This is a genomic window from Pseudocitrobacter sp. 73 (assembly GCF_008369545.1).
GTDB lineage: Bacteria > Pseudomonadota > Gammaproteobacteria > Enterobacterales > Enterobacteriaceae > Pseudocitrobacter > Pseudocitrobacter vendiensis.
In genome coordinates this window covers 55,988-76,383 of the sequence record NZ_VTZO01000007.1, presented here as the reverse complement: position 1 = coordinate 76,383, position 20,396 = coordinate 55,988, and the positions used below count along the sequence as shown (strand labels likewise).

The following is a 20,396-nucleotide window of genomic DNA, read 5'->3' as shown; positions in this document are numbered from 1 at the left end:
GCTAACTTTGCAACAGTGCCGCGCGACGAGCAGCAGCACCAGGAGCAGAAGCACGTCGAGAAAAAGCAACAGCAGATCGAGCAGCGCCCACGGCGGGCCGCTCGCATCGGATAAGTCGAAAAATCCGGCTAAAGTGGCCGAGCTGCACATCAGGCCGCGCGGTTTTCCTCCCTGATCGCCGGCGCGGTTTCTTCCTCCCTGAACCGCATGCAGACTTGCCGCCTCGGACACCCCGAGGCGGTTTTTTTTCGCCTCGCTCGAGCATCGCCGCATCCGACGATGCCGAGACGACCAGGCCGCGCACGTCGAGCTGCAGCATCGCCATTGCCGACGATGGCACCAGGTCGCCGGCGGTGGCCACCGACCTCGAGCTCGCATCGCCACATCCGACGATGCGCGCCGGCGTCGACCATCGCCAGGTCTGACGATGGCGGCCGCCCTGCCCTGGATCTCGCATCGCCATTTCTGGCGATGAGATCCACGGAGCGGCCATTTAGACCCGCCAATAACGACCCGGCCAAGATAAATCGCATGACGGCCTTTTTGGCCGGGGGTAGCATGACCGGACACTTTGCGTATGCCCAAAGGAGCCCGCAAGTATGCGCAGGACGAAGCCAGTAGCCGCGCCGATGGTGGCGCGGGTCTATCTGCGCGTCAGCACCGACGCGCAGGACTTGGAACGCCAAGAGGCGATCACTACGGCCGCGAAGGCCGCCGGCTACTACGTCGCCGGCATCTACCGTGAGAAGGCATCCGGCGCACGCGCCGACCGGCCTGAGCTGCTGCGCATGATCGGCGACCTACAGCCCGGCGAGGTGGTCATTGCCGAGAAGATCGACCGCATCAGCCGCCTACCTTTGCCCGAGGCCGAGCGCCTGGTGGCCTCGATACAGGCCAAAGGCGCACGCCTGGCCGTCCCTGGCGTGGTCGATCTATCCGACCTGGCGGCCGAGGCCCAGGGCGTCGCCAAGATCGTGCTGGAAGCCGTGCAGATCATGCTTTTTCGCCTGGCCTTGCAGATGGCCCGCGACGACTACGAGGACAGGCGCGAACGCCAGCGCCAAGGCATTGAGTTGGCCCGCCAGGCCGGGCGGTACAAGGGCCGCCGTGCTGATCCGAAGCGCCGCGCCCAAGTTGTCGCGCTGCGCAAGTCCGGCTACAGCATCAACAAGACCGCCGAGCTGGCCGGGTACAGTGCGGCCCAGGTGAAACGGATATGGGCCGAGGTCAGCCAGGCCGAAGCGAAGCAGCACGGCGCGTTCGTGGAGGACGCATTGACGGAAGCCGATGCCCTGGCCGCTGTCGGCCAGGATGAGCGCCAGGAGGAAAGGGCATGAAGAAGCCGAACCAAGACGACGAGCCGTTTTTCATCACCGAGGAGATTGCGGCCGAAATGATCGCCGGCGGCTATGAGTTCGAGCTGCCGCCCATTCCTTGCACCATCCGCCTACGCGACGTGCTGGAGCGCATGACCGATGCTGAGCTAGCATTGCAGCCGGGCGAGATCGCCGACCAGGAGCGTGAACGCTGCCGGCGCAAGCCGTGTTCAACCTCATGATCTGGTCATGGTATTTTTCATGGCACTGAGCCTGATAGTTCTTGCAAATTGTTGTCACTAAAGGGTTTTGTGTGCTTGTTTACAATCGAGTGGGAGTGACGGGCACTGGCTGGCAATGTCTAGCAACGGCAGGCATTTCGGCTGAGGGTAAAAGAACTTTCCGCTAAGCGATAGACTGTATGTAAACACAGTATTGCAAGGACGCGGAACATGCCTCATGTGGCGGCCAGGACGGCCAGCCGGGATCGGGATACTGGTCGTTACCAGAGCCACCGACCCGAGCAAACCCTTCTCTATCAGATCGTTGACGAGTATTACCCGGCATTCGCTGCGCTTATGGCAGAGCAGGGAAAGGAATTGCCGGGCTATGTGCAACGGGAATTTGAAGAATTTCTCCAATGCGGGCGGCTGGAGCATGGCTTTCTACGGGTTCGCTGCGAGTCTTGCCACGCCGAGCACCTGGTCGCTTTCAGCTGTAAGCGTCGCGGTTTCTGCCCGAGCTGTGGGGCGCGGCGGATGGCCGAAAGTGCCGCCTTGCTGGTTGATGAAGTACTGCCTGAACAACCCATGCGTCAGTGGGTGTTGAGCTTCCCGTTTCAGCTGCGTTTCCTGTTTGCCAGCCGGCCCGAGATCATGGGGTGGGTGCTGGGCATCGTTTACCGCGTCATTGCCACGCACCTGGTCAAGAAAGCGGGCCATACCCACCAAGTGGCCAAGACGGGCGCGGTCACCCTGATCCAGCGTTTTGGATCGGCGCTCAATCTGAATGTTCACTTCCACATGCTGTTTCTCGACGGTGTGTATGTCGAGCAATCCCACGGCTCAGCGCGTTTCCGCTGGGTCAAGGCGCCGACCAGCCCAGAGCTCACCCAGCTGACGCACACCATCGCCCACCGGGTGGGTCGCTATCTGGAACGGCAAGGCCTGCTGGAACGGGATGTCGAAAACAGCTATCTGGCCTCGGATGCGGTGGATGACGACCCGATGACACCCCTGCTGGGGCACTCGATCACTTACCGTATCGCTGTCGGTTCACAGGCGGGGCGAAAGGTGTTCACTTTGCAAACTCTGCCGACCAGTGGTGATCCGTTCGGTGACGGGATTGGCAAGGTAGCCGGGTCCAGCCTGCACGCCGGCGTGGCGGCCAGGGCCGATGAACGCAAGAAGCTCGAACGGCTGTGCCGGTACATCAGCCGCCCGGCGGTATCCGAGAAGCGGCTGTCGTTAACACGAGGCGGCAACGTGCGCTACCAGCTCAAGACGCCGTACCGGGACGGCACCACGCACGTCATTTTCGAACCATTGGATTTCATTGCAAGGCTGGCCGCCCTGGTACCGAAGCCCAGAGTCAACCTAACCCGCTTCCACGGGGTGTTCGCACCCAACAGTCGGCACCGGGCGTTGGTCACGCCGGCAAAACGGGGCAGGGGCAACAAGGTCAGGGTGGCTGATGAACCGGCAACACCAGCACAACGGCGAGCGTCGATGACATGGGCGCAACGGCTCAAGCGTGTTTTCAATATCGACATCGAGACCTGCAGCGGCTGCGGCGGCGCCATGAAAGTCATCGCCTGCATTGAAGACCCTATAGTGATCAAGCAGATCCTTGATCACCTGAAGCACAAAGCCGAAACCAGCGGGACCAGGGCGTTACCCGAAAGCCGGGCGCCACCGGCTGAGCTGCTCCTGGGTCTGTTTGACTGACGAGCCTGAAGGCCAACGATACCAATCAAAATGCTGCGTTCACAGCGCCGCGGCAGGGATCCGCCGTGCTGGTTGTCGGAAAAGGAGCCGCTAGTGGGAAAGAGGAGGGTAAATTTTCAGCGTTGCTGGCTCCCCGTCAGCCGGATTGGGTTGCATCGCAGGGGTGTCGAAAGAGTCAACTGCGGTCCAAAGCTGTTGGACTTGGGTGAAAAGGGCGTTTATTCTTCCTATACGTGCCGCGTTCCAGGCGGCGACTATGAGGGCTATGTCGATGCCCATGTGCGCCGGCTGGAGGCGCTACGCCGGGCCGGTATCGCCGAGCGGATCGACGCCGACCAATGGCGCATCCCCGATGATCTGGTCAGCCGTGCCGCCGCCCATGACGCCGGCCGAGACAGTCAGGCCAGCGTTCGCGTCCTTTCCCCGGTCGATCTGAACAAACAGATCGGATCGGACGGCGCGACCTGGCTGGACCGGCGGCTGATCCACGGCGAGACGGCCGACCTTGCGCCAACCGGCTTCGGGCAACAAGTCCGCGAAGCCATGGACCAGCGCCGCGAGCACCATATCGAACAGGGCGACGCCACCCGCAGCCGGGACAGCCGCGTCTTCTACCGGCGCAACCTTCTCGCCATCCTGCGGGAGCGCGAGGTAGCCGGCGTCGGATCGGATATGGCTTTGAGTAAGGGCCTGCCGTTCCGCGCCGCCACGGACGGCGAGAGCGTCAGCGGCAAGTTTACCGGAACCGTGCATCTATCGAGCGGCAAGTTCGCCGTGGTCGAGAAATCCCATGAGTTCACCCTTGTCCCGTGGCGGCCGATCATCGACCGCCAACTCGGCCGCGAGGTTATGGGCATCGTGCAGGGCGGGTCGGTGTCGTGGCAGTTAGGGCGGCAGAGGGGGCTGGAACGCTGAGTGCGCCCATGCCGCATTGCGAAGCAAAAGATAATCGGATAAAATGTAGCAATTCATATTCGTAAGCGTGGAGTAATCAGATGGGAAATTCCAAGTCAGCAGACAAGTAAGCCGCAACAACCAGTATTGTTGTTGCGGCGCTCTGTAAGGCTAGTCTCATCTGATTGCTGACGAGCAGACGTCGCCCGGTATTCCTTAATCGAGGGTTGATTCGTCATGACCACCACACGCCCCGCGTGGGCCTATACGCTGCCGGCAGCACTGCTGCTGATGGCTCCTTTCGACATCCTCGCTTCACTGGCGATGGATATTTATCTCCCTGTCGTTCCAGCGATGCCCGGCATCCTGAACACGACGCCCGCTATGATCCAACTCACGTTGAGCCTCTATATGGTGATGCTCGGCGTGGGCCAGGTGATTTTTGGTCCGCTCTCAGACAGAATCGGGCGACGGCCAATTCTACTTGCGGGCGCAACGGCTTTCGTCATTGCGTCTCTGGGAGCAGCTTGGTCTTCAACTGCACCGGCCTTTGTCGCTTTCCGTCTACTTCAAGCAGTGGGCGCGTCGGCCATGCTGGTGGCGACGTTCGCGACGGTTCGCGACGTTTATGCCAACCGTCCTGAGGGTGTCGTCATCTACGGCCTTTTCAGTTCGATGCTGGCGTTCGTGCCTGCGCTCGGCCCTATCGCCGGAGCATTGATCGGCGAGTTCTTGGGATGGCAGGCGATATTCATTACTTTGGCTATACTGGCGATGCTCGCACTCCTAAATGCGGGTTTCAGGTGGCACGAAACCCGCCCTCTGGATCAAGTCAAGACGCGCCGATCTGTCTTGCCGATCTTCGCGAGTCCGGCTTTTTGGGTTTACACTGTCGGCTTTAGCGCCGGTATGGGCACCTTCTTCGTCTTCTTCTCGACGGCTCCCCGTGTGCTCATAGGCCAAGCGGAATATTCCGAGATCGGATTCAGCTTTGCCTTCGCCACTGTCGCGCTTGTAATGATCGTGACAACCCGTTTCGCGAAGTCCTTTGTCGCCAGATGGGGCATCGCAGGATGCGTGGCGCGTGGGATGGCGTTGCTTGTTTGCGGAGCGGTCCTGTTGGGGATCGGCGAACTTTACGGCTCGCCGTCATTCCTCACCTTCATCCTACCGATGTGGGTTGTCGCGGTCGGTATTGTCTTCACGGTGTCCGTTACCGCGAACGGCGCTTTGGCAGAGTTCGACGACATCGCGGGATCAGCGGTCGCGTTCTACTTCTGCGTTCAAAGCCTGATAGTCAGCATTGTCGGGACATTGGCGGTGGCACTTTTAAACGGTGACACAGCGTGGCCCGTGATCTGTTACGCCACGGCGATGGCGGTACTGGTTTCGTTGGGGCTGGTGCTCCTTCGGCTCCGTGGGGCTGCCACCGAGAAGTCGCCAGTCGTCTAACCGACGACTGGTAGCAGGCCCGCTCCGATGCGGCGCACTAACCATCGAAACCTCGTGAATGTCGGTATCCTGTCTGGCAGGATACCGCTCATTTCCCTTGTTCAGTTCATCGCCGTCGCCGAGCATCTGAATTTTCGGCATGCGGCCAAGGCACTTGGTATCAGCCAGTCGAGCGTCAGCGCGCGTGTGAAAGCGCTGGAGGATAACCTTGGTGTCCTGCTATTTGAGCGCCATGCGCGGGGCGTTCGGCTAACAGACGCAGGCAGGCACTTCATGGAGCGTGTCACGGCGGGTGTCGATCAACTCGATCACGCAGTGAAGACCGCGGAGTGACGGGCACTGGCTGGCAATGTCTAGCAACGGCAGGCATTTCGGCTGAGGGTAAAAGAACTTTCCGCTAAGCGATAGACTGTATGTAAACACAGTATTGCAAGGACGCGGAACATGCCTCATGTGGCGGCCAGGACGGCCAGCCGGGATCGGGATACTGGTCGTTACCAGAGCCACCGACCCGAGCAAACCCTTCTCTATCAGATCGTTGACGAGTATTACCCGGCATTCGCTGCGCTTATGGCAGAGCAGGGAAAGGAATTGCCGGGCTATGTGCAACGGGAATTTGAAGAATTTCTCCAAAGCCCGCGACGCAGCGCCGGCAGGCAGAGCAAGTAGAGGGCAGCGCCTGCAATCCATGCCCACCCGTTCCACGTTGTTATAGAAGCCGCATAGATCGCCGTGAAGAGGAGGGGTCCGACGATCGAGGTCAGGCTGGTGAGCGCCGCCAGTGAGCCTTGCAGCTGCCCCTGACGTTCCTCATCCACCTGCCTGGACAACATTGCTTGCAGCGCCGGCATTCCGATGCCACCCGAAGCAAGCAGGACCATGATCGGGAACGCCATCCATCCCCGTGTCGCGAAGGCAAGCAGGATGTAGCCTGTGCCGTCGGCAATCATTCCGAGCATGAGTGCCCGCCTTTCGCCGAGCCGGGCGGCTACAGGGCCGGTGATCATTGCCTGGGCGAGTGAATGCAGAATGCCAAATGCGGCAAGCGAAATGCCGATCGTGGTCGCGTCCCAGTGAAAGCGATCCTCGCCGAAAATGACCCAAAGCGCGGCCGGCACCTGTCCGACAAGTTGCATGATGAAGAAGACCGCCATCAGGGCGGCGACGACGGTCATGCCCCGGGCCCACCGGAACGAAGCGAGCGGGTTGAGAGCCTCCCGGCGTAACGGCCGGCGTTCGCCTTTGTGCGACTCCGGCAAAAGGAAACAGCCCGTCAGGAAATTGAGGCCGTTCAAGGCTGCCGCGGCGAAGAACGGAGCGTGGGGGGAGAAACCGCCCATCAGCCCACCGAGCACAGGTCCCGCGACCATCCCGAACCCGAAACAGGCGCTCATGAAGCCGAAGTGCCGCGCGCGCTCATCGCCATCAGTGATATCGGCAATATAAGCGCCGGCTACCGCCCCAGTCGCCCCGGTGATGCCGGCCACGATCCGCCCGATATAGAGAACCCAAAGGAAAGGCGCCGTCGCCATGATGGCGTAGTCGACAGCAGCGCCGGCCAGCGAGACGAGCAAGACCGGCCGCCGCCCGAAACGATCCGACAGCGCGCCCAGCACAGGTGCGCAGGCAAATTGCATCAACGCATACAGCGCCAGCAGAATGCCATAGTGGGCGGTGACGTCGTTCGAGTGAACCAGATCGCGCAGGAGGCCCGGCAGCACCGGCATAATCAGGCCGATGCCGACAGCGTCGAGCGCGACAGTGCTCAGAATTACGATCAGGGGTCTGTTGGGTTTCACGTCTGGCCTCCGGACCAGCCTCCGCTGGTCCGATTGAACGCGCGGATTCTTTATCACTGATAAGTTGGTGGACATATTATGTTTATCAGTGATAAAGTGTCAAGCATGACAAAGTTGCAGCCGAATACAGTGATCCGTGCCGCCCTGGACCTGTTGAACGAGGTCGGCGTAGACGGTCTGACGACACGCAAACTGGCGGAACGGTTGGGGGTTCAGCAGCCGGCGCTTTACTGGCACTTCAGGAACAAGCGGGCGCTGCTCGACGCACTGGCCGAAGCCATGCTGGCGGAGAATCATACGCATTCGGTGCCGAGAGCCGACGACGACTGGCGCTCATTTCTGATCGGGAATGCCCGCAGCTTCAGGCAGGCGCTGCTCGCCTACCGCGATGGCGCGCGCATCCATGCCGGCACGCGACCGGGCGCACCGCAGATGGAAACGGCCGACGCGCAGCTTCGCTTCCTCTGCGAGGCGGGTTTTTCGGCCGGGGACGCCGTCAATGCGCTGATGACAATCAGCTACTTCACTGTTGGGGCCGTGCTTGAGGAGCAGGCCGGCGACAGCGATGCCGGCGAGCGCGGCGGCACCGTTGAACAGGCTCCGCTCTCGCCGCTGTTGCGGGCCGCGATAGACGCCTTCGACGAAGCCGGTCCGGACGCAGCGTTCGAGCAGGGACTCGCGGTGATTGTCGATGGATTGGCGAAAAGGAGGCTCGTTGTCAGGAACGTTGAAGGACCGAGAAAGGGTGACGATTGATCAGGACCGCTGCCGGAGCGCAACCCACTCACTACAGCAGAGCCATGTAGACAACATCCCCTCCCCCTTTCCACCGCGTCAGACGCCCGTAGCAGCCCGCTACGGGCTTTTTCATGCCCTGCCCTAGCGTCCAAGCCTCACGGCCGCGCTCGGCCTCTCTGGCGGCCTTCTGGCGCTCCTGCTGCGGCGTCCGCTCGTGGGCCGTGGCGCGGGTCCGCGCGCCGGCCTCGTGCGCCTGGCGCTCGCGGGCGAGGTCCAGGGCGGCCGTCTTCACGTTCTGCCTTGCGCAGATGAGATAGATCTAGCGTGGACTCAAGGCTCTCGCGAATGGCTCGCGTTGGAAACTTTCATTGACACTTGAGGGGCACCGCAGGGAAATTCTCGTCCTTGCGAGAACCGGCTATGTCGTGCTGCGCATCGAGCCTGCGCCCTTGGCTTGTCTCGCCCCTCTCCGCGTCGCTACGGGGCTTCCAGGGGTCGTTTGCGGGAAGGGGCGGAATCCTACGCTAAGGCTTTGGCCAGCGATATTCTCCGGTGAGATTGATGTGTTCCCAGGGGATAGGAGAAGTCGCTTGATATCTAGTATGACGTCTGTCGCACCTGCTTGATCGCGGCCGCGATAGCTAGATCGCGTTGCTCCTCTTCTCCATCCGCGTTCCAAGCTGCGGAAAGGCACCCATAAGCGTACGCCTGGTCGAGCAGGCGACGCGGATCGACGTCCAGCGCACGAGAGAATGCGTCCGCCATCTGTGCAATGCGTCTAGGATCGAGACAAAGGTCGTCTCTGTCAGCCGGATCGTAGAACATATTGGCGGCGCCAAAGCCCACTTCACCGACCAGACCGACGGGATCTATCACCAGCCAGCCGCGACTGGAGAACATGATGTTTTCATGATGCAGATCGCCATGTAGCCCACGCAGTTCCGAGGCATTGCTCATCATTTGATCGGCTATAATCGCCGCGTGGACGTAGTCAGTTTGACAACCTGCGTTTTGATCATCGCGCGCCCGCTGAAACAAAGCTGCAAAGCGATCCCGGATCGGGAGAAGGGCAGAAGGCAGGGGTTCCTCAGATGCGGCATACAGCTTCGCCATTAGTTCCGCTGCAATTTCGGTCGCCTGGTAGTCGCCGTGCTCGGCAACGATGTGAGAGAGCATTCGCTCCCCGGCATATTCGAGCAACATCAGATTGTTCTCACGACCGAGCAACCGGACTGCTCCCCTCCCATTGCGCCATACCAGATAGTCGGCCCCGCGCAGTTCATCAGCAATGTCTTCTATAGGTTTCAATCCCTTGACGATTGCAGGAGTCCCGTCTGGCAATGAAACTTTCCAAACGAGGCTGGAAAAGGTGTCCGCAATGAGAACAGGTTGCGAAACGTGCCAATGAGCAGGAAAAACAGGCGGCATGAACATCAACCCCAAGTCAGAGGGTCCAATCGCAGATAGAAGGCAAGGCGTTCGCGGTCGGGGGCTTCGATCCCCAATACATTGAATAGGACAGCGAAGGCGCGCTCTGCTTCATCTGGCGCTGCCCAGTTCTCTTCGGCGTTAGCAATCATGAGTGCCAAATCGGCATAGCGATCTGCTGTTCCGAGCCGCCCAAGGTCGATCAGACCCGTGCATTGAAGAGTTTTAGGGTCCACCATGAAGTTCGGCATGCAGGGATCACCATGGCAAACAACCATATCGGTGCGCTCTTGGTCGAGCCGCACCGGTAGCTCTCGTTCGACACGAGCCAAAAGATCGAGCTGCGGCGTACTCTTGTCCTCGTCCGGTAAGAAGTCGGGATTGACGGCATTGCGGGACACCACATCAACGGCGCGTCCGAACATTCGCGACAGCCTGCGCTCAAACGGACATTGATCAACCGATAGGCTGTGAACAGCGCCAAGTTGCTGCCCCATTGACGGCCACGCTTTGAGCAAATCCGCTCCAGACAGATCAGCCGCCGGTACTCCCGGAATTGCCGTTATCACCAAGCATGCACCCTCCTGTTCCTCCTGCCAGTTGATGACCTCGGGGCAAGCCACACCTCGACCTTTGAGCCAAATGAGGCGGTCACGCTCTCCAGCGAGCTCACCGCGGCGGGAAGCAGGTGCGATTTTCGCGAAGGCATGCCCGTCACCACGTCGAAAAACAAAATCACCAGATTCTCCGCCTCTGACAGGCAACCAGTCAGAATGCGATTCACCAAAAAAAATATTAGTTCGATTCAATGGAGGTTCCTTCAGTTTTCTGATGAAGCGCGAATATAGAGAAATATCCCGAATGTGCAGTTAACGAATTCTTGCGGTTTCTTTCAGCGCCGCCAATACCGCCAGCCCGTCGCGCAAGGGGCGCGGCTCGTGTGTGCGGATGAAGTCAGCTCCACCTGCGGCGGCGGCAAGCTCTGCAGCGAGTGTCGCGGCCCCGACATCCCCCGGACCACGGCCTGTGAGCGCGCGCAGAAAGGATTTGCGCGAAACAGACAGAAGCACCGGCAAATCGAAGCGCAGCCGCAATTCATCGAACCGCGCCAGCACCGAGAGCGAGGTTTCGGGAGCAGCCCCCAGAAAAAACCCCATGCCGGGATCAAGGACAAGGCGGTTGCGTTTGATACCGGCACCCGTCAGCGCCGCGATGCGCGCGTCAAAGAACGCCGCAATGTGATCCATGATGTCGCCAGCGGGTGCCTCGCGCCGATCTGCCTGCCCGTCTTGCACCGAATGCATAACGACGAGTTTGGCAGATGATTTCGCCAATTGCGGATAGAACGCAGCGTCTGGAAAACCGCGAATATCATTGAGATAGGCCACACCACGCGACAAGGCATAGGCTTGCGTCGCGGGTTGATAACTGTCGAGCGAGACGGGAATGCCATCTGCCTTGAGCGCGTCCAGCACCGGCGCGATACGCGCGATTTCTGTGTCGGACGAAACAGGCGCGGCGTCGGGATTGCTGGATGCCGGACCGAGGTCGATCACATCTGCCCCCTCGGCCATCAGCTTACGCGCCTGCGCAATGGCTGCGTCTGGCGCCAGATACCGGCCTCCATCGGAGAAACTGTCCGAGGTTATGTTGACGATGCCGAAAATGATGAGCGATTTATTCATGGGGGCTTCTATAATAATAATAATCGAGCATGAGTCTCATACGGATGCTCGGGTCGAAAGGGAATCCCCAGGCGAGTAACCTGTTTGCGGTGATCCATTAGCTGCAGGAGCAGAATAGCATACATCTGGAAGCAAAGCCAGGAAAGCGGCCTATGGAGCTGTGCGGCAGCGCTCAGTAGGCAATTTTTCAAAATATTGTTAAGCCTTTTCTGAGCATGGTATTTTTCATGGTATTACCAATTAGCAGGAAAATAAGCCATTGAATATAAAAGATAAAAATGTCTTGTTTACAATAGAGTGGGATAAATGGACGCTAAAGAACTGAACCACATGATAGCTGAGGCCTACAGCCGGGATTTGCAAAAGCCTGAGCTGGTATCGTTCAAAGAGGTGAGTCGCTGGGGGCGTAAGTACGGTTTCCCCGTCGTATGCACTCTGGCCGATGAAAGTGAAGAAAAGCAGATCCACTGGGCTGCCAGTTTGCTCATTCAAGTAGCCGGTACTTGGCCGCGAGAAGATATGCCGGAATTGCTCACACCGGAACGGGGCTCCGCGCTGTTCAACGATGCGATGCAGTTATTGGCGAATGGGCTTGGAGCAGCAAATCAATTGCGCTGACAGCACAAACCTTGTCAATAAGCGGCCTTCATGGCCGTTTTTTTGTTTAAAGTTTGTTTTAACAGAACCATAATTAGATATTGCAGTATCATTTTATGATCGCTACAATCTTTCACATGTGAAAGTTTGGGGGTGGTCTTGATCACCTGCGAGAAACCAAAATAGAGGTGGGTATGGCAAAAGTAATCAGCTTCGCCAACCAGAAAGGCGGAGTGGGTAAGAGTACCCTCTGTATCCAGCAGGCCTTTTATCTGGCGTTACAGAAGAAAAAGAAAGTGCTGGTCTTGGATATGGATGGTCAGGGGAACACGTCCTCTCGACTGGCCCCCAGACGAGAGCTTGAGGATGGTGACTACGAGCCCATCCTCACAGGAACCAAAACCGCAGAGCTGTTCGCTTACGAGCTGGACGGCATTGAGGTCATGCACTGCCCTTGCGGTGCAGACCTCATTCATACGCCGAAAAACGACCCGGATCTGTTTGAGATGGAGGCTGTGCCTCTTGACCAGGCCATGAATCCGGCTCGCCATTTGGCTGAGCTGTTTGAGAACTACGACTACGTGCTGATTGATTGTCCGCCTAGCCTCGGCAGAAAGCTGGTGGCAGCGTTGGTGATGTCTACCCATGTGGCATGTCCAGTAAAGCTCTCTGGCTTCGCTGTGGACGGCGTAGAAGGTCTCCTGAACACGATTATTGGTGTGCGCGAGGCGTACAACCAAGATTTGGAGATCCTGGGCATCGTGATCAACGACATGGACCGCTCTGTCAATCACGACAAAGCCCTCAAGTCGCTGGAGAACACAGTTCCGGATCTGTTGTTTGAGAACAAAATTATGCACCGGCCTCCGCTCGATACGGCGACGACTGATGGCATCCCTGTCTGGGAGCTTCGCTATGGACATGTCGCGGCCAAAGAAGTTGAGGCGGTGTTGGAAGAACTATTAGAGAAGGTGGGCTAAGCGATGGCATTGAACAATTTAAAAGGCCTGTCCGAACTTGCTAAAGCCGCCAAAGGCAAGAAAGGCAAAGAGGTTCTTACCGTACCTGTTGACGACGTTGTATCCAAGGTCCAGGTTCGTAAGCGCTTCCGTAACATTGAAGAGCTGGCGGCAACCTTGCTGACCGAAGGGCAGCAGTCTCCGATCATCGTGTTCCCGAAGAACGAAGAAGGCAAGTTCGTCATCCAAAAAGGGGAGCGGCGTTGGAGAGCGTGTAAACACGCTGGTATCGAGACCATTGACTTGGTGGTGAATGATAAGGTCCAGAACAACTTGGACGAGACTGCTGGTGAGCTGATCGAAAACATCCAGCGGGATGACTTGACTCCGGTAGAGATTGCCGAGGCGTTAAACCTGTTTATTGAAGAAGGTTGGAAGCAAAAGGATATTGCTGATCGGCTCGGTAAGAATATCACTTTCGTATCTACGCATCTGTCGTTGCTCAAGCTACCTGACTGTGTGCGTGAGTTATACGATAATGAAGTATGTTCTGATACAGAGACCTTGAATAACCTTCGTCTCTTGTTCGATCTGAATGAAGAAAGATGTCGCGCCGTCTGCGCGGTGGCTATGTCTGACGGGATTACTCGTAAACAAAGCCGTGAGCTGCTGAATGATGCCAAACGTATCAAAGACGAAATGGAAAAAGGCCCACTGACTGGCTCCCACCAGAATGATGAGCTTGGCGCTGGCAACACCGACGAGCAATCCCTCAACTCGGGTGGGGATGGTACGTCGGAACAAACCGGGAATGACGACCTGAACCTTGCCCAGGAGGAACTGGAAGGGGGTAAAAATTCCAATGGTCAGGACGATGATGACGAAGACCCTTTGCGTGATGAAGAGGGTGAGCACAAAGATCCTGTCAAGCAGCCAGATAACAGCGGCAAGGACAAAGATGAAGAAGGCGGTGATGCTCTTCCTCCTCTGCCGAAGGACAAGGAATGGAAGAACGTCCGGGCTGACAGTTTGATTTTTGCTGTCAACGTTAACCTGGATGGCGAGACCAAACGTGGAGTCATCATGACCGACCGTGTTGCTCTGGTTCCGTCTACTGTCTGGGTTAAAACGCTCGATGGCGAAGGCAAGGAAAAGCATGTTCATGTGCCTGTGTCAGACATTGAACTCCTGAGTGTCGAAGGCTAATAAAGGAGGCCCAGCCAGAGAGGTTGGGCCTGTCAAGAACAGGTGAATATGAAGATCTCACAGGACATGAAAAGAAAATTTGCTTTGGTGAATGCCCTGTCTAAAACGGAGAAGCCAAGTCTCCAAGACCTTCACAAGGCAACAAATATTCCTGAATCAACGATCAAGAGACAGTTGTCTGCCCTGCGTGATGAGTTCGGAATGAATATCTTGTTCGTCAGGGAGTCTACCGGCGAACGAGGTGCCACCGGCTACTACATGCTGACAGACTGGGGGATCTTAGACAGGTCTTCGTTCTTGAACCGGTACGGAAAACTGTAAGGTGCCATAGAGCAGCGCATTGAATGCAAAACCCGCCAATCGGCGGGTTTTTTTATGCTGCCACGGTAGCGGCGGTTGCTGGAGGTTTTTCGGCGTAGTAGGCGATGTTCTTGGTTCGTCTGCTAAGGGTGTCTATGCCGACGATACTCAGCGTTTTGGGAGTGGTATTGCGGGACTCGAAATAATGGAATAGCTGGATCATGCAGCACTTCACCATCAACGGATCGATGTCTTCCAGGTAGATTGAGGCTTCTCTCAATGCTTCGGGACCGTGGTTCTCGATCAGGTTTTCCATCCAGTGAATGGCGTTGATGCCAGAACCACAGCAGGGCTCATAAAAGTCTGCCGAAGACTGTGAGCCAACAATGAGTGACATCAAGCGGCCAATCTCTGGAGGAGTGGGGAAGTAATTGGTGCCCTTCTTGTGGAAGCCAGACATGCTTAGGACGTAACCCAAAACATCGCTGGTGGGGTCGCGCTTAATGGCGGCAGACAGGACGTGAGAGAGCTCGAAGGCGACCGGCTGAAGTTCTTCCGGGATCTCCTCCTTGGCTGGGTATAGGCCAGTCTGCAAGTATGCCCACTGGTCAATAAAGGCCTCAACAAACCGAGATGTGCCCATTCTGTATCGGGACTGCTCGATGAGAGATAAAGCCTTGGATGTAAGTTGCTGTGTTTCTGGTGACATAAGCGCTCCAGTTTGTTCTGACGAAACATTCAAGAGGTAGAAACGAAGAACCCCGCCGAAGCGAGGTTCTTTGCTTTCCTGCCTGATCGCCTTAATGCCGAAGCAAAGACGTCTTGATAAAGTCGGGGCAACCGGACATTTCCCGGTCGATGAAGTCCTGACGTTTCGCCAGCGGCCATTTCATGAACGCCGCGAGCGGGATGCGCTTATTCGTGTTAGTATTGCCTTGCAGCATAACAAAGCTCCTTAATTGCTTGATTGTGTTGTAAGGGCTGCAACGAAGGTCGAAGAGCGATGCGGCCCTTATTTATGATTATTACAGCATCATAAAATAATATCAAGGGACAATAAAACGATACCAAGAAACAAAACTTTCACATGTGAAAGTCTCCCCGCTGTCCACCTCGCACACTCCAAACGCCCAAATAACTTGTCTATCTGCCCAAAATGGGCGCGTAAGCGTCCGATAGAAAGTAATTGTTAGTGAGATATTGACTACACGGAATATGGCTATATCATAGAATCATAAAATGATACTGTAAAAGTGATATGTATGCCAAAGCAAGCAAATCATCTCCGTTTGAAGAAACCTTGCGCCAACTGTCCATTCCGGAAGGAGGGCGCTATCGAGCTGGTCCCTGGGCGATTAGAAGGCATCATCAACGACATCGTTGAAAACGACATGACGACGTTTCATTGCCACAAGACCGTGCATTCAAAGTCAGGTGGTGAATGGGATGAAGAGGGTAACTATGCACCTTCGGGACAAGAGTCGATGTGTGCCGGTGCTGCGGCTTACTTGATGAAAATAGGCAGGCCGACAGTGGCTATGCGAATTGCCTTTGCGTTTGGTGATGCAAAGGTGTCCGACTGGGACGAAGCTCAAGAGCTGGTTGTCGAGCCTTTGGTACAAGGGGACCGAAATGAGTAAGCGATATGCGGTAGTGCCGCATCCGAAACTGAAACGAGAGTACAAAGGTCGGCTGGTCAGAACTACTCGGGTACTAAAAAACGGCTGGGGGGTGATCCCTCTAGGGGCTGTGGCAACGGTCACGCATCAGTCTCCCAAGGGATCAGAACTGACCTTTGAACCATGCGACTGCTGCGGCCTGAAAGCCATTATCAGTCATGTAAGCATGGACTCCATTGAATTTATCGAACCGATTACTGAGGAAGAAGATGGACGAGAACAAGCTCAACATTGAAACGGTCGATGGGCACAACGAGCTGGTAGTCAGCTTTTTGTCCAGAATGGTAAGCCTGAGTGACGAGGAAAAGCAGACAGTATTGTCCTGCCTTCCGGGCACCGGCAAACAAACAATCACCCAGCTCTATGAGGCGCTGCGTTCTCAAGGGCACCAGGATCTTGCAGAGAAGGTCGAACCATACCTCCAGCAGGGGGTGTTTGGGCCGATCTTCGATAACGCCAAGTCCAAGGTGTTCGTTCGGGACGAAGCGCCTTTTTTCCTCATGGATGAAAATCCTTTGAACTGGGATGACGCTAAAGCATTCAATCGCCTACGTATGAGTACGACCTGTGTTCTTGGCCGTGGCGGCTGGACTATCGGTGAGCGCTTTGATGACCGCTTTGATACCGAGGTGGGCGGAACACAGCTTATCGTCACCCAGTCACTCAACGAAAAAGGTGAGATTGAAGGAGGACTTCCTACCTCGATGTCGCTGAATGACTTTGCTGAGTTCCCTAAACAGCCAAGGCCTCCTCAAATAGTCGATTACCAGGAAGACAAGCGATACACGCTTGAGGAAGCGGAAGCTATCCCTGAGCTCGCACCAGTGGTTCAGCGTCTGAAAGAGCGCATCGAAGAGTATGAGGAGAGAAGAGCCCATGATTGACATGACATGCCGCCTCTGTGCTGGTTCCGGTGTTTATGACTTTTCCCCTTCCAAAGAAACCTGCGGTATGTGCCAAGGGCATGGGAAATTTGCTGACGCCAAAGCAATGCTGGTGGCTGCCATCGAGCTGGCAAAGAAGCAACGCGAGCCGGTCATTGAAGTGGTAATGGGGTTGGTGCTCCAGGGTGTGGATGTTAGAGGGAAGGAGCCTGGAGAGCGGTTCAAGGCTGCTCAGGCCTTTAACGCCCCAGGGCACAACCTATTACGATACGGGTGGGATGCTTGGGAGCTTTATGCCCTCCATGAGGGTGTAAGTCCAGAACTTGCATCGCTTGGCCGAAGTGTGATGCGCGAGTGGCATAGCCATTCATGGGGCCGGTTCAGTGGAGAGGTAGGCTTTAACGCCGCCGAGATCATGATCAAACAGGCCAAAGACAACCCAGAAAAAGCAGAAGAGCGCTGGGCGTTCCTGCTTAGTGAAGAATGGATGGTGGAGTAATTGTCGTGACAGAACAAACCAATAAGAAATTGATGCTGGATGAGTCTCCAGATATGCCCCTGCAATTCAAGTGGAGAAAGTTTGGTGGTGCGATTTTTACTGCCACGCAAACAATGGAGCACGTCAAGGAAGGACGTAAGCTCGGGCCGACTCCAGCAGGGATGCTACCTCAAGAAGTGTGGCTGAACCGCCTGATCGCTATGGAAGAAACCCTGCCACGAGGGAAGTTTTTTGACAGATTCCGCCGCCGCGACAAAAACGAGCAGTATGACTTGGCCGCCGATCATCTCCGTCTTGTCGGACAGAAAAAGCGATAGGGGGATAGATGAAAGCCCAGGCATACCCACCATCAGTCATTCGTAAAGGCGCTGTGTTGTACGCAGCCCTTTATTACATCTCTGATGATGATAAAGCAAAGGTCGAGGTTACAGAGTGGATAGTTCGCTCTATTCAGAAACGACGCAACTCAACCAGCGATCAACGCTATGTCAATCTTGCCCAAAAGTTAGATGGGATTACGTGGGGGAAAAGGTCACGGAAGAATGGGGACTTTGGTTGGTTGCCATCTATACCGAGCTGGTGTTTGAAGCAGTTCCGGGAAGGTGGCGAATTGCCTTTTGGCGTTTATACGACGCGACTGGCCGCTCTCAAGTTTGCGAAAGTCAGCTTGCAGGAAGAGGTCCAATATTGCGAGGCCGAGCTGAAAAAGCCTCAGACAGAAGAGGATACTCAGGAACTCCAAGAGGAGCTGGCGGAGAACCAGAGACTTCTGAAAGCTGCTGGAGCAATGGTGAAGCGCGAGCAAAACAAGAAGAAAAGAGGTTGACCAATGTTACCGATCGTCTCCCCCTCCGTAGTAACCAAACAACTTGCGTTCAATCGAGTAGGCGATAAACGCAAGGTTAGGGTTTCGTCCAACTTTTTGGATGTTATGGGGTTCAAGCCAGGTATGGGCATCGCCGTTGAGCCAGGGGAGGGGATGGGCGGTTTTTCGGTGATCCCAGCGACCGATGAACTACAGACACACCAGGTTTATCAGCGCCGGTATCAACCAAAGAGTCGCTCCAACAACCCGCTGGAAACCGTTATTGAGTTTTCTGGACAAGGGCTCATAGATAAGTGCTTCCCTCGCTATACAGAGCGTTTCCACGTCGAAATGCGAAAAGGCCGAGTAGTCTTCACTCCTGTCGCAAACAGAGCCTTTGCCATTGCGGATCGGTTCAGAAAAACCAGCCCTTTCCGTGCCTTTGTGGCATTGACTGGCGGGGTAGACATTCATGTTATGGAAGCGCTTGGCTGGAAGGCTGAGATTGTTTTGGAGCATCGTCCAGTTGAAGCCAGAGACAGAGCATCCGGGCGGAACCTGAGTGAAGTACATGCGCTCAATACGCTGGTGAACAGCTCCCCGCGTATCCTGCTGAATGAAGACATTCATCACCTGGAGCTGGATCGCCTTGGAGCCTTGCTGGCGGAGTGCCCACCAATTGGTTTGGCCCATTACTCGTTGGGGTGTGATGACCACTCAAACGCCAAAAGTCCAAGGGACAAAGAGCGTTCTCTTGAGGATCTCTCCACCATGCTCGACATGGTTTACCCGGCACTAAAACAGATCGAGGTCGTGAACCCTGCCGTCGTGCTGGTGGAAAACGTCCCGAACTTCAAAGCATCCGGAGCCGGGGCGATGATGGGAACGACACTGCGGCGGATGGGGTACTTCCTCACTGAGATGGTCTTGAACGGTCTGGATTTCGGCGCTTACCAGGGGCGAGAACGCTATTACATGGTGGCGTCGGTCTTCCCTGGGTTCGTTCCACCGAAACCTGAGCAGAGAGCTGGTGGACGATTGTGGCCGGTGATCGAGAAGCACCTCGGGGATTGTGCTGACGTCACAGTGTTGAAGTCAATTCAGGCCAGAGAGTCAACTTCTCGCAGGATGCCTGCGTTCTTGACGAGAGAAAGCACCAGTTGCCCGACCATCCTCAAGTCTCAGGATCGTGGGGTAAAGGATGCAGTGTACATCCAAGACGGTGGCCGCATTTACAAGCCATCGGTCGATCTGGTTCAGGAGTTGATGTCGATACCTGATAGCTTTGATGTTTCGTGGATGGCAAAAGAACAAGCGACAGAAACGCTTGGGCAGAGTGTGGATTACAGATTGCATTCAGCGGTCATGGCCGCAGTTCGGGATCACCTGAATGTGAATTGCGGTCGCCATACCGTGGTGCAGCACGGTATCAGAAGTAAGGAAGGTAGATAATGGCAGTCATTTACTACGGCGAGGGAACCCATGACGCCGGTTTCGTCGGGTTCCGTGTCGCACGAACAGTTGGGGTGGCGGATGATTACCGGCAGGAATACTTCTCCTTGAGAGAGTATTCCTACGCAACAGCTCACCGGCTGGCCTACAGCTTGGACCGAAAGTGGGAAGCTGAGGCAGAAGAGGTGAAGCGTCAGAATAAGACTTGTAAGCGGCGACGCAACTCCGGGCCAAACATCATTGCTGAGGGGCTGAGGGCTTATATCAGCATTGAGAACCGGAGCCGGATGGGGGTGAAGAGAACCTACTTCGCGCCTTGTTTTCTCGTCACAAAGCCAGGCTACGGCAATGGGGATATTGCTTTCAGGATTTCCACTCATGGCTACGCAGAAGCCTACGAAAAGGCGGTGGAAAAATATTGTGAGATCCATGATTTGACGGATGAGCAGTATGTTGAGTTGCTTGACCGTATGCCGAGTACAGAGGTGTTCACTGGATACCTGCTGAATGCTCTTTTAATGCGCGGCCATCGCGCTACAAAAGCTGAAATACTGAGTAAGCTGGGGGCTGAGAAGAATGAAGAGGACATTGCCAATGGCAAAGGGAAAAGCGGCCAGAACAGAGTGCGTTGCCCAGAGTATCGGTGGGCGCAATAACAGCGCCACCAGCTTTTGGGACCGTATTTTAACAGTTGAGGAGACGGCCACACTCATTGGCGTCAGGATCTCTGAGCTCAAAGACGCGGTGCGCTATCAGA

General features: G+C 56.2%; 26 protein-coding genes and 1 pseudogene. 20 read left to right on the top strand and 7 right to left on the bottom strand.

From position 1 onward, the window contains the following. Positions 1-599 precede the first annotated feature (599 nt). The 7 genes and pseudogenes from F0Q32_RS07285 to F0Q32_RS07255 all read left to right on the top strand — a co-directional run. Positions 600-1,337, top strand: coding sequence for a recombinase family protein (locus tag F0Q32_RS07285; protein WP_001366550.1), 738 nt, complete (start codon positions 600-602; stop codon positions 1,335-1,337). After that, entirely contained in the window at positions 1,334-1,558 is a 225-nt protein-coding gene (locus F0Q32_RS07280; RefSeq protein ID WP_000743213.1) for a hypothetical protein, read from the top strand. The genes F0Q32_RS07285 and F0Q32_RS07280 overlap by 4 nt, the downstream gene beginning before the upstream one ends. Positions 1,559-1,768: 210 nt before the next feature. Beyond that, positions 1,769-3,262 (top strand): IS91-like element ISVsa3 family transposase, encoded by a 1,494-nt coding sequence (locus tag F0Q32_RS07275; protein ID WP_001120888.1) that lies wholly within the window; start codon positions 1,769-1,771, stop codon positions 3,260-3,262. 30 nt (positions 3,263-3,292) lie between these two features. Then, positions 3,293-4,177, top strand: a complete 885-nt coding sequence (locus F0Q32_RS26460; protein ID WP_149462504.1) for a DUF3363 domain-containing protein — start codon at positions 3,293-3,295, stop codon at positions 4,175-4,177. Between the two features lie 216 nt (positions 4,178-4,393). Then, positions 4,394-5,608, top strand: coding sequence for a chloramphenicol/florfenicol efflux MFS transporter FloR (gene floR / locus F0Q32_RS07265; RefSeq protein ID WP_000214119.1), 1,215 nt, complete (start codon positions 4,394-4,396; stop codon positions 5,606-5,608). A 27-nt stretch (positions 5,609-5,635) separates the two neighbouring features. Further along, entirely contained in the window at positions 5,636-5,941 is a 306-nt protein-coding gene (locus tag F0Q32_RS07260; RefSeq protein WP_001255015.1) for a LysR family transcriptional regulator, read from the top strand. A gap of 111 nt (positions 5,942-6,052) precedes the next feature. After that, positions 6,053-6,262 (top strand): annotated as a pseudogene (locus tag F0Q32_RS07255) (IS91 family transposase); the annotation flags it as partial. On the opposite strand, the gene tet(A) reads toward F0Q32_RS07255, so the two are convergent. Then, positions 6,208-7,407 carry a tetracycline efflux MFS transporter Tet(A) gene (gene tet(A), locus F0Q32_RS07250; protein ID WP_000804063.1) on the bottom strand — a complete coding sequence of 400 codons (1,200 nt, stop codon included), beginning with the start codon at positions 7,405-7,407 and terminating at the stop codon, positions 6,208-6,210. The pseudogene F0Q32_RS07255 and the gene tet(A) overlap by 55 nt on opposite strands. Positions 7,408-7,512: 105 nt before the next feature. Between tet(A) and tetR(A) the strand changes: the two genes are divergently transcribed. After that, complete coding sequence (gene tetR(A), locus F0Q32_RS07245; protein ID WP_000164043.1) at positions 7,513-8,163, top strand: tetracycline resistance transcriptional repressor TetR(A); 651 nt, start codon at positions 7,513-7,515, stop codon at positions 8,161-8,163. 31 nt (positions 8,164-8,194) lie between these two features. On the opposite strand, the gene F0Q32_RS07240 is transcribed toward tetR(A), so the two are convergent. The 4 genes from F0Q32_RS07240 to sul2 form a co-directional block, all read right to left on the bottom strand. Continuing rightward, positions 8,195-8,437, bottom strand: coding sequence for a transposase (locus F0Q32_RS07240; protein WP_000844627.1), 243 nt, complete (start codon positions 8,435-8,437; stop codon positions 8,195-8,197). A gap of 305 nt (positions 8,438-8,742) precedes the next feature. Next, positions 8,743-9,579: an aminoglycoside O-phosphotransferase APH(6)-Id gene (locus F0Q32_RS07230; protein WP_000480968.1), complete on the bottom strand. Its 837-nt coding sequence runs from the start codon at positions 9,577-9,579 to the stop codon at positions 8,743-8,745. Next, positions 9,579-10,382 (bottom strand): aminoglycoside O-phosphotransferase APH(3'')-Ib, encoded by an 804-nt coding sequence (aph(3'')-Ib, locus tag F0Q32_RS07225; protein WP_001082319.1) that lies wholly within the window; start codon positions 10,380-10,382, stop codon positions 9,579-9,581. The genes F0Q32_RS07230 and aph(3'')-Ib overlap by 1 nt, the downstream gene beginning before the upstream one ends. 60 nt (positions 10,383-10,442) lie before the next feature. After that, positions 10,443-11,258, bottom strand: coding sequence for a sulfonamide-resistant dihydropteroate synthase Sul2 (sul2, locus tag F0Q32_RS07220; protein ID WP_001043260.1), 816 nt, complete (start codon positions 11,256-11,258; stop codon positions 10,443-10,445). A 306-nt stretch (positions 11,259-11,564) separates the two neighbouring features. Between sul2 and F0Q32_RS07210 the strand changes: the two genes are divergently transcribed. The 4 genes from F0Q32_RS07210 to F0Q32_RS07195 all read left to right on the top strand — a co-directional run bounded on the left by F0Q32_RS07210 (position 11,565) and on the right by F0Q32_RS07195 (position 14,341). Further along, positions 11,565-11,876, top strand: a complete 312-nt coding sequence (locus tag F0Q32_RS07210; RefSeq protein WP_000338945.1) for a hypothetical protein — start codon at positions 11,565-11,567, stop codon at positions 11,874-11,876. A gap of 173 nt (positions 11,877-12,049) precedes the next feature. Next, entirely contained in the window at positions 12,050-12,835 is a 786-nt protein-coding gene (locus F0Q32_RS07205) for a ParA family protein (RefSeq protein WP_001151304.1), read from the top strand. A 3-nt stretch (positions 12,836-12,838) separates the two neighbouring features. Continuing rightward, the gene (locus F0Q32_RS07200; protein WP_001207227.1) at positions 12,839-14,020 is read left to right on the top strand and encodes a ParB/RepB/Spo0J family partition protein; all 1,182 of its coding nucleotides are present in this window, start codon (positions 12,839-12,841) and stop codon (positions 14,018-14,020) included. Between the two features lie 48 nt (positions 14,021-14,068). After that, a complete protein-coding gene (locus tag F0Q32_RS07195) occupies positions 14,069-14,341 on the top strand; it encodes a helix-turn-helix domain-containing protein (RefSeq protein ID WP_000703827.1) in 273 nt (90 codons plus the stop codon). 52 nt (positions 14,342-14,393) lie between these two features. On the opposite strand, the gene F0Q32_RS07190 is transcribed toward F0Q32_RS07195, so the two are convergent. Next, positions 14,394-15,029: an N-6 DNA methylase gene (locus F0Q32_RS07190; RefSeq protein WP_000074431.1), complete on the bottom strand. Its 636-nt coding sequence runs from the start codon at positions 15,027-15,029 to the stop codon at positions 14,394-14,396. 91 nt (positions 15,030-15,120) lie between these two features. After that, entirely contained in the window at positions 15,121-15,264 is a 144-nt protein-coding gene (locus F0Q32_RS26140; protein ID WP_000939033.1) for a hypothetical protein, read from the bottom strand. Positions 15,265-15,582: 318 nt separating this feature from the next. Here F0Q32_RS26140 and F0Q32_RS07185 point away from each other — a divergent pair, with 318 nt between their 5' ends. The 8 genes from F0Q32_RS07185 to F0Q32_RS07150 are packed head-to-tail and all read left to right on the top strand — an operon-like array spanning position 15,583 to position 20,295. Further along, positions 15,583-15,960 carry a hypothetical protein gene (locus tag F0Q32_RS07185; RefSeq protein WP_001125905.1) on the top strand — a complete coding sequence of 126 codons (378 nt, stop codon included), beginning with the start codon at positions 15,583-15,585 and terminating at the stop codon, positions 15,958-15,960. Beyond that, positions 15,953-16,234, top strand: a complete 282-nt coding sequence (locus tag F0Q32_RS07180) for a hypothetical protein (protein WP_000044824.1) — start codon at positions 15,953-15,955, stop codon at positions 16,232-16,234. Before F0Q32_RS07185 ends, F0Q32_RS07180 begins: the two co-directional genes overlap by 8 nt. Continuing rightward, a complete protein-coding gene (locus tag F0Q32_RS07175; RefSeq protein ID WP_000344151.1) occupies positions 16,209-16,883 on the top strand; it encodes a thymidylate kinase in 675 nt (224 codons plus the stop codon). The genes F0Q32_RS07180 and F0Q32_RS07175 overlap by 26 nt, the downstream gene beginning before the upstream one ends. Then, positions 16,876-17,382, top strand: a complete 507-nt coding sequence (locus F0Q32_RS07170) for a hypothetical protein (RefSeq protein WP_000566600.1) — start codon at positions 16,876-16,878, stop codon at positions 17,380-17,382. Before F0Q32_RS07175 ends, F0Q32_RS07170 begins: the two co-directional genes overlap by 8 nt. Continuing rightward, positions 17,367-17,699 carry a hypothetical protein gene (locus tag F0Q32_RS07165; protein WP_000348669.1) on the top strand — a complete coding sequence of 111 codons (333 nt, stop codon included), beginning with the start codon at positions 17,367-17,369 and terminating at the stop codon, positions 17,697-17,699. Before F0Q32_RS07170 ends, F0Q32_RS07165 begins: the two co-directional genes overlap by 16 nt. 8 nt (positions 17,700-17,707) lie before the next feature. Beyond that, positions 17,708-18,208: a hypothetical protein gene (locus tag F0Q32_RS07160; protein WP_000647189.1), complete on the top strand. Its 501-nt coding sequence runs from the start codon at positions 17,708-17,710 to the stop codon at positions 18,206-18,208. Between the two features lie 3 nt (positions 18,209-18,211). Continuing rightward, a complete protein-coding gene (locus F0Q32_RS07155) occupies positions 18,212-19,639 on the top strand; it encodes a DNA cytosine methyltransferase (RefSeq protein WP_000936896.1) in 1,428 nt (475 codons plus the stop codon). Beyond that, positions 19,639-20,295 carry a hypothetical protein gene (locus tag F0Q32_RS07150; RefSeq protein WP_000268551.1) on the top strand — a complete coding sequence of 219 codons (657 nt, stop codon included), beginning with the start codon at positions 19,639-19,641 and terminating at the stop codon, positions 20,293-20,295. Before F0Q32_RS07155 ends, F0Q32_RS07150 begins: the two co-directional genes overlap by 1 nt. Positions 20,296-20,396: the final 101 nt, after the last annotated feature.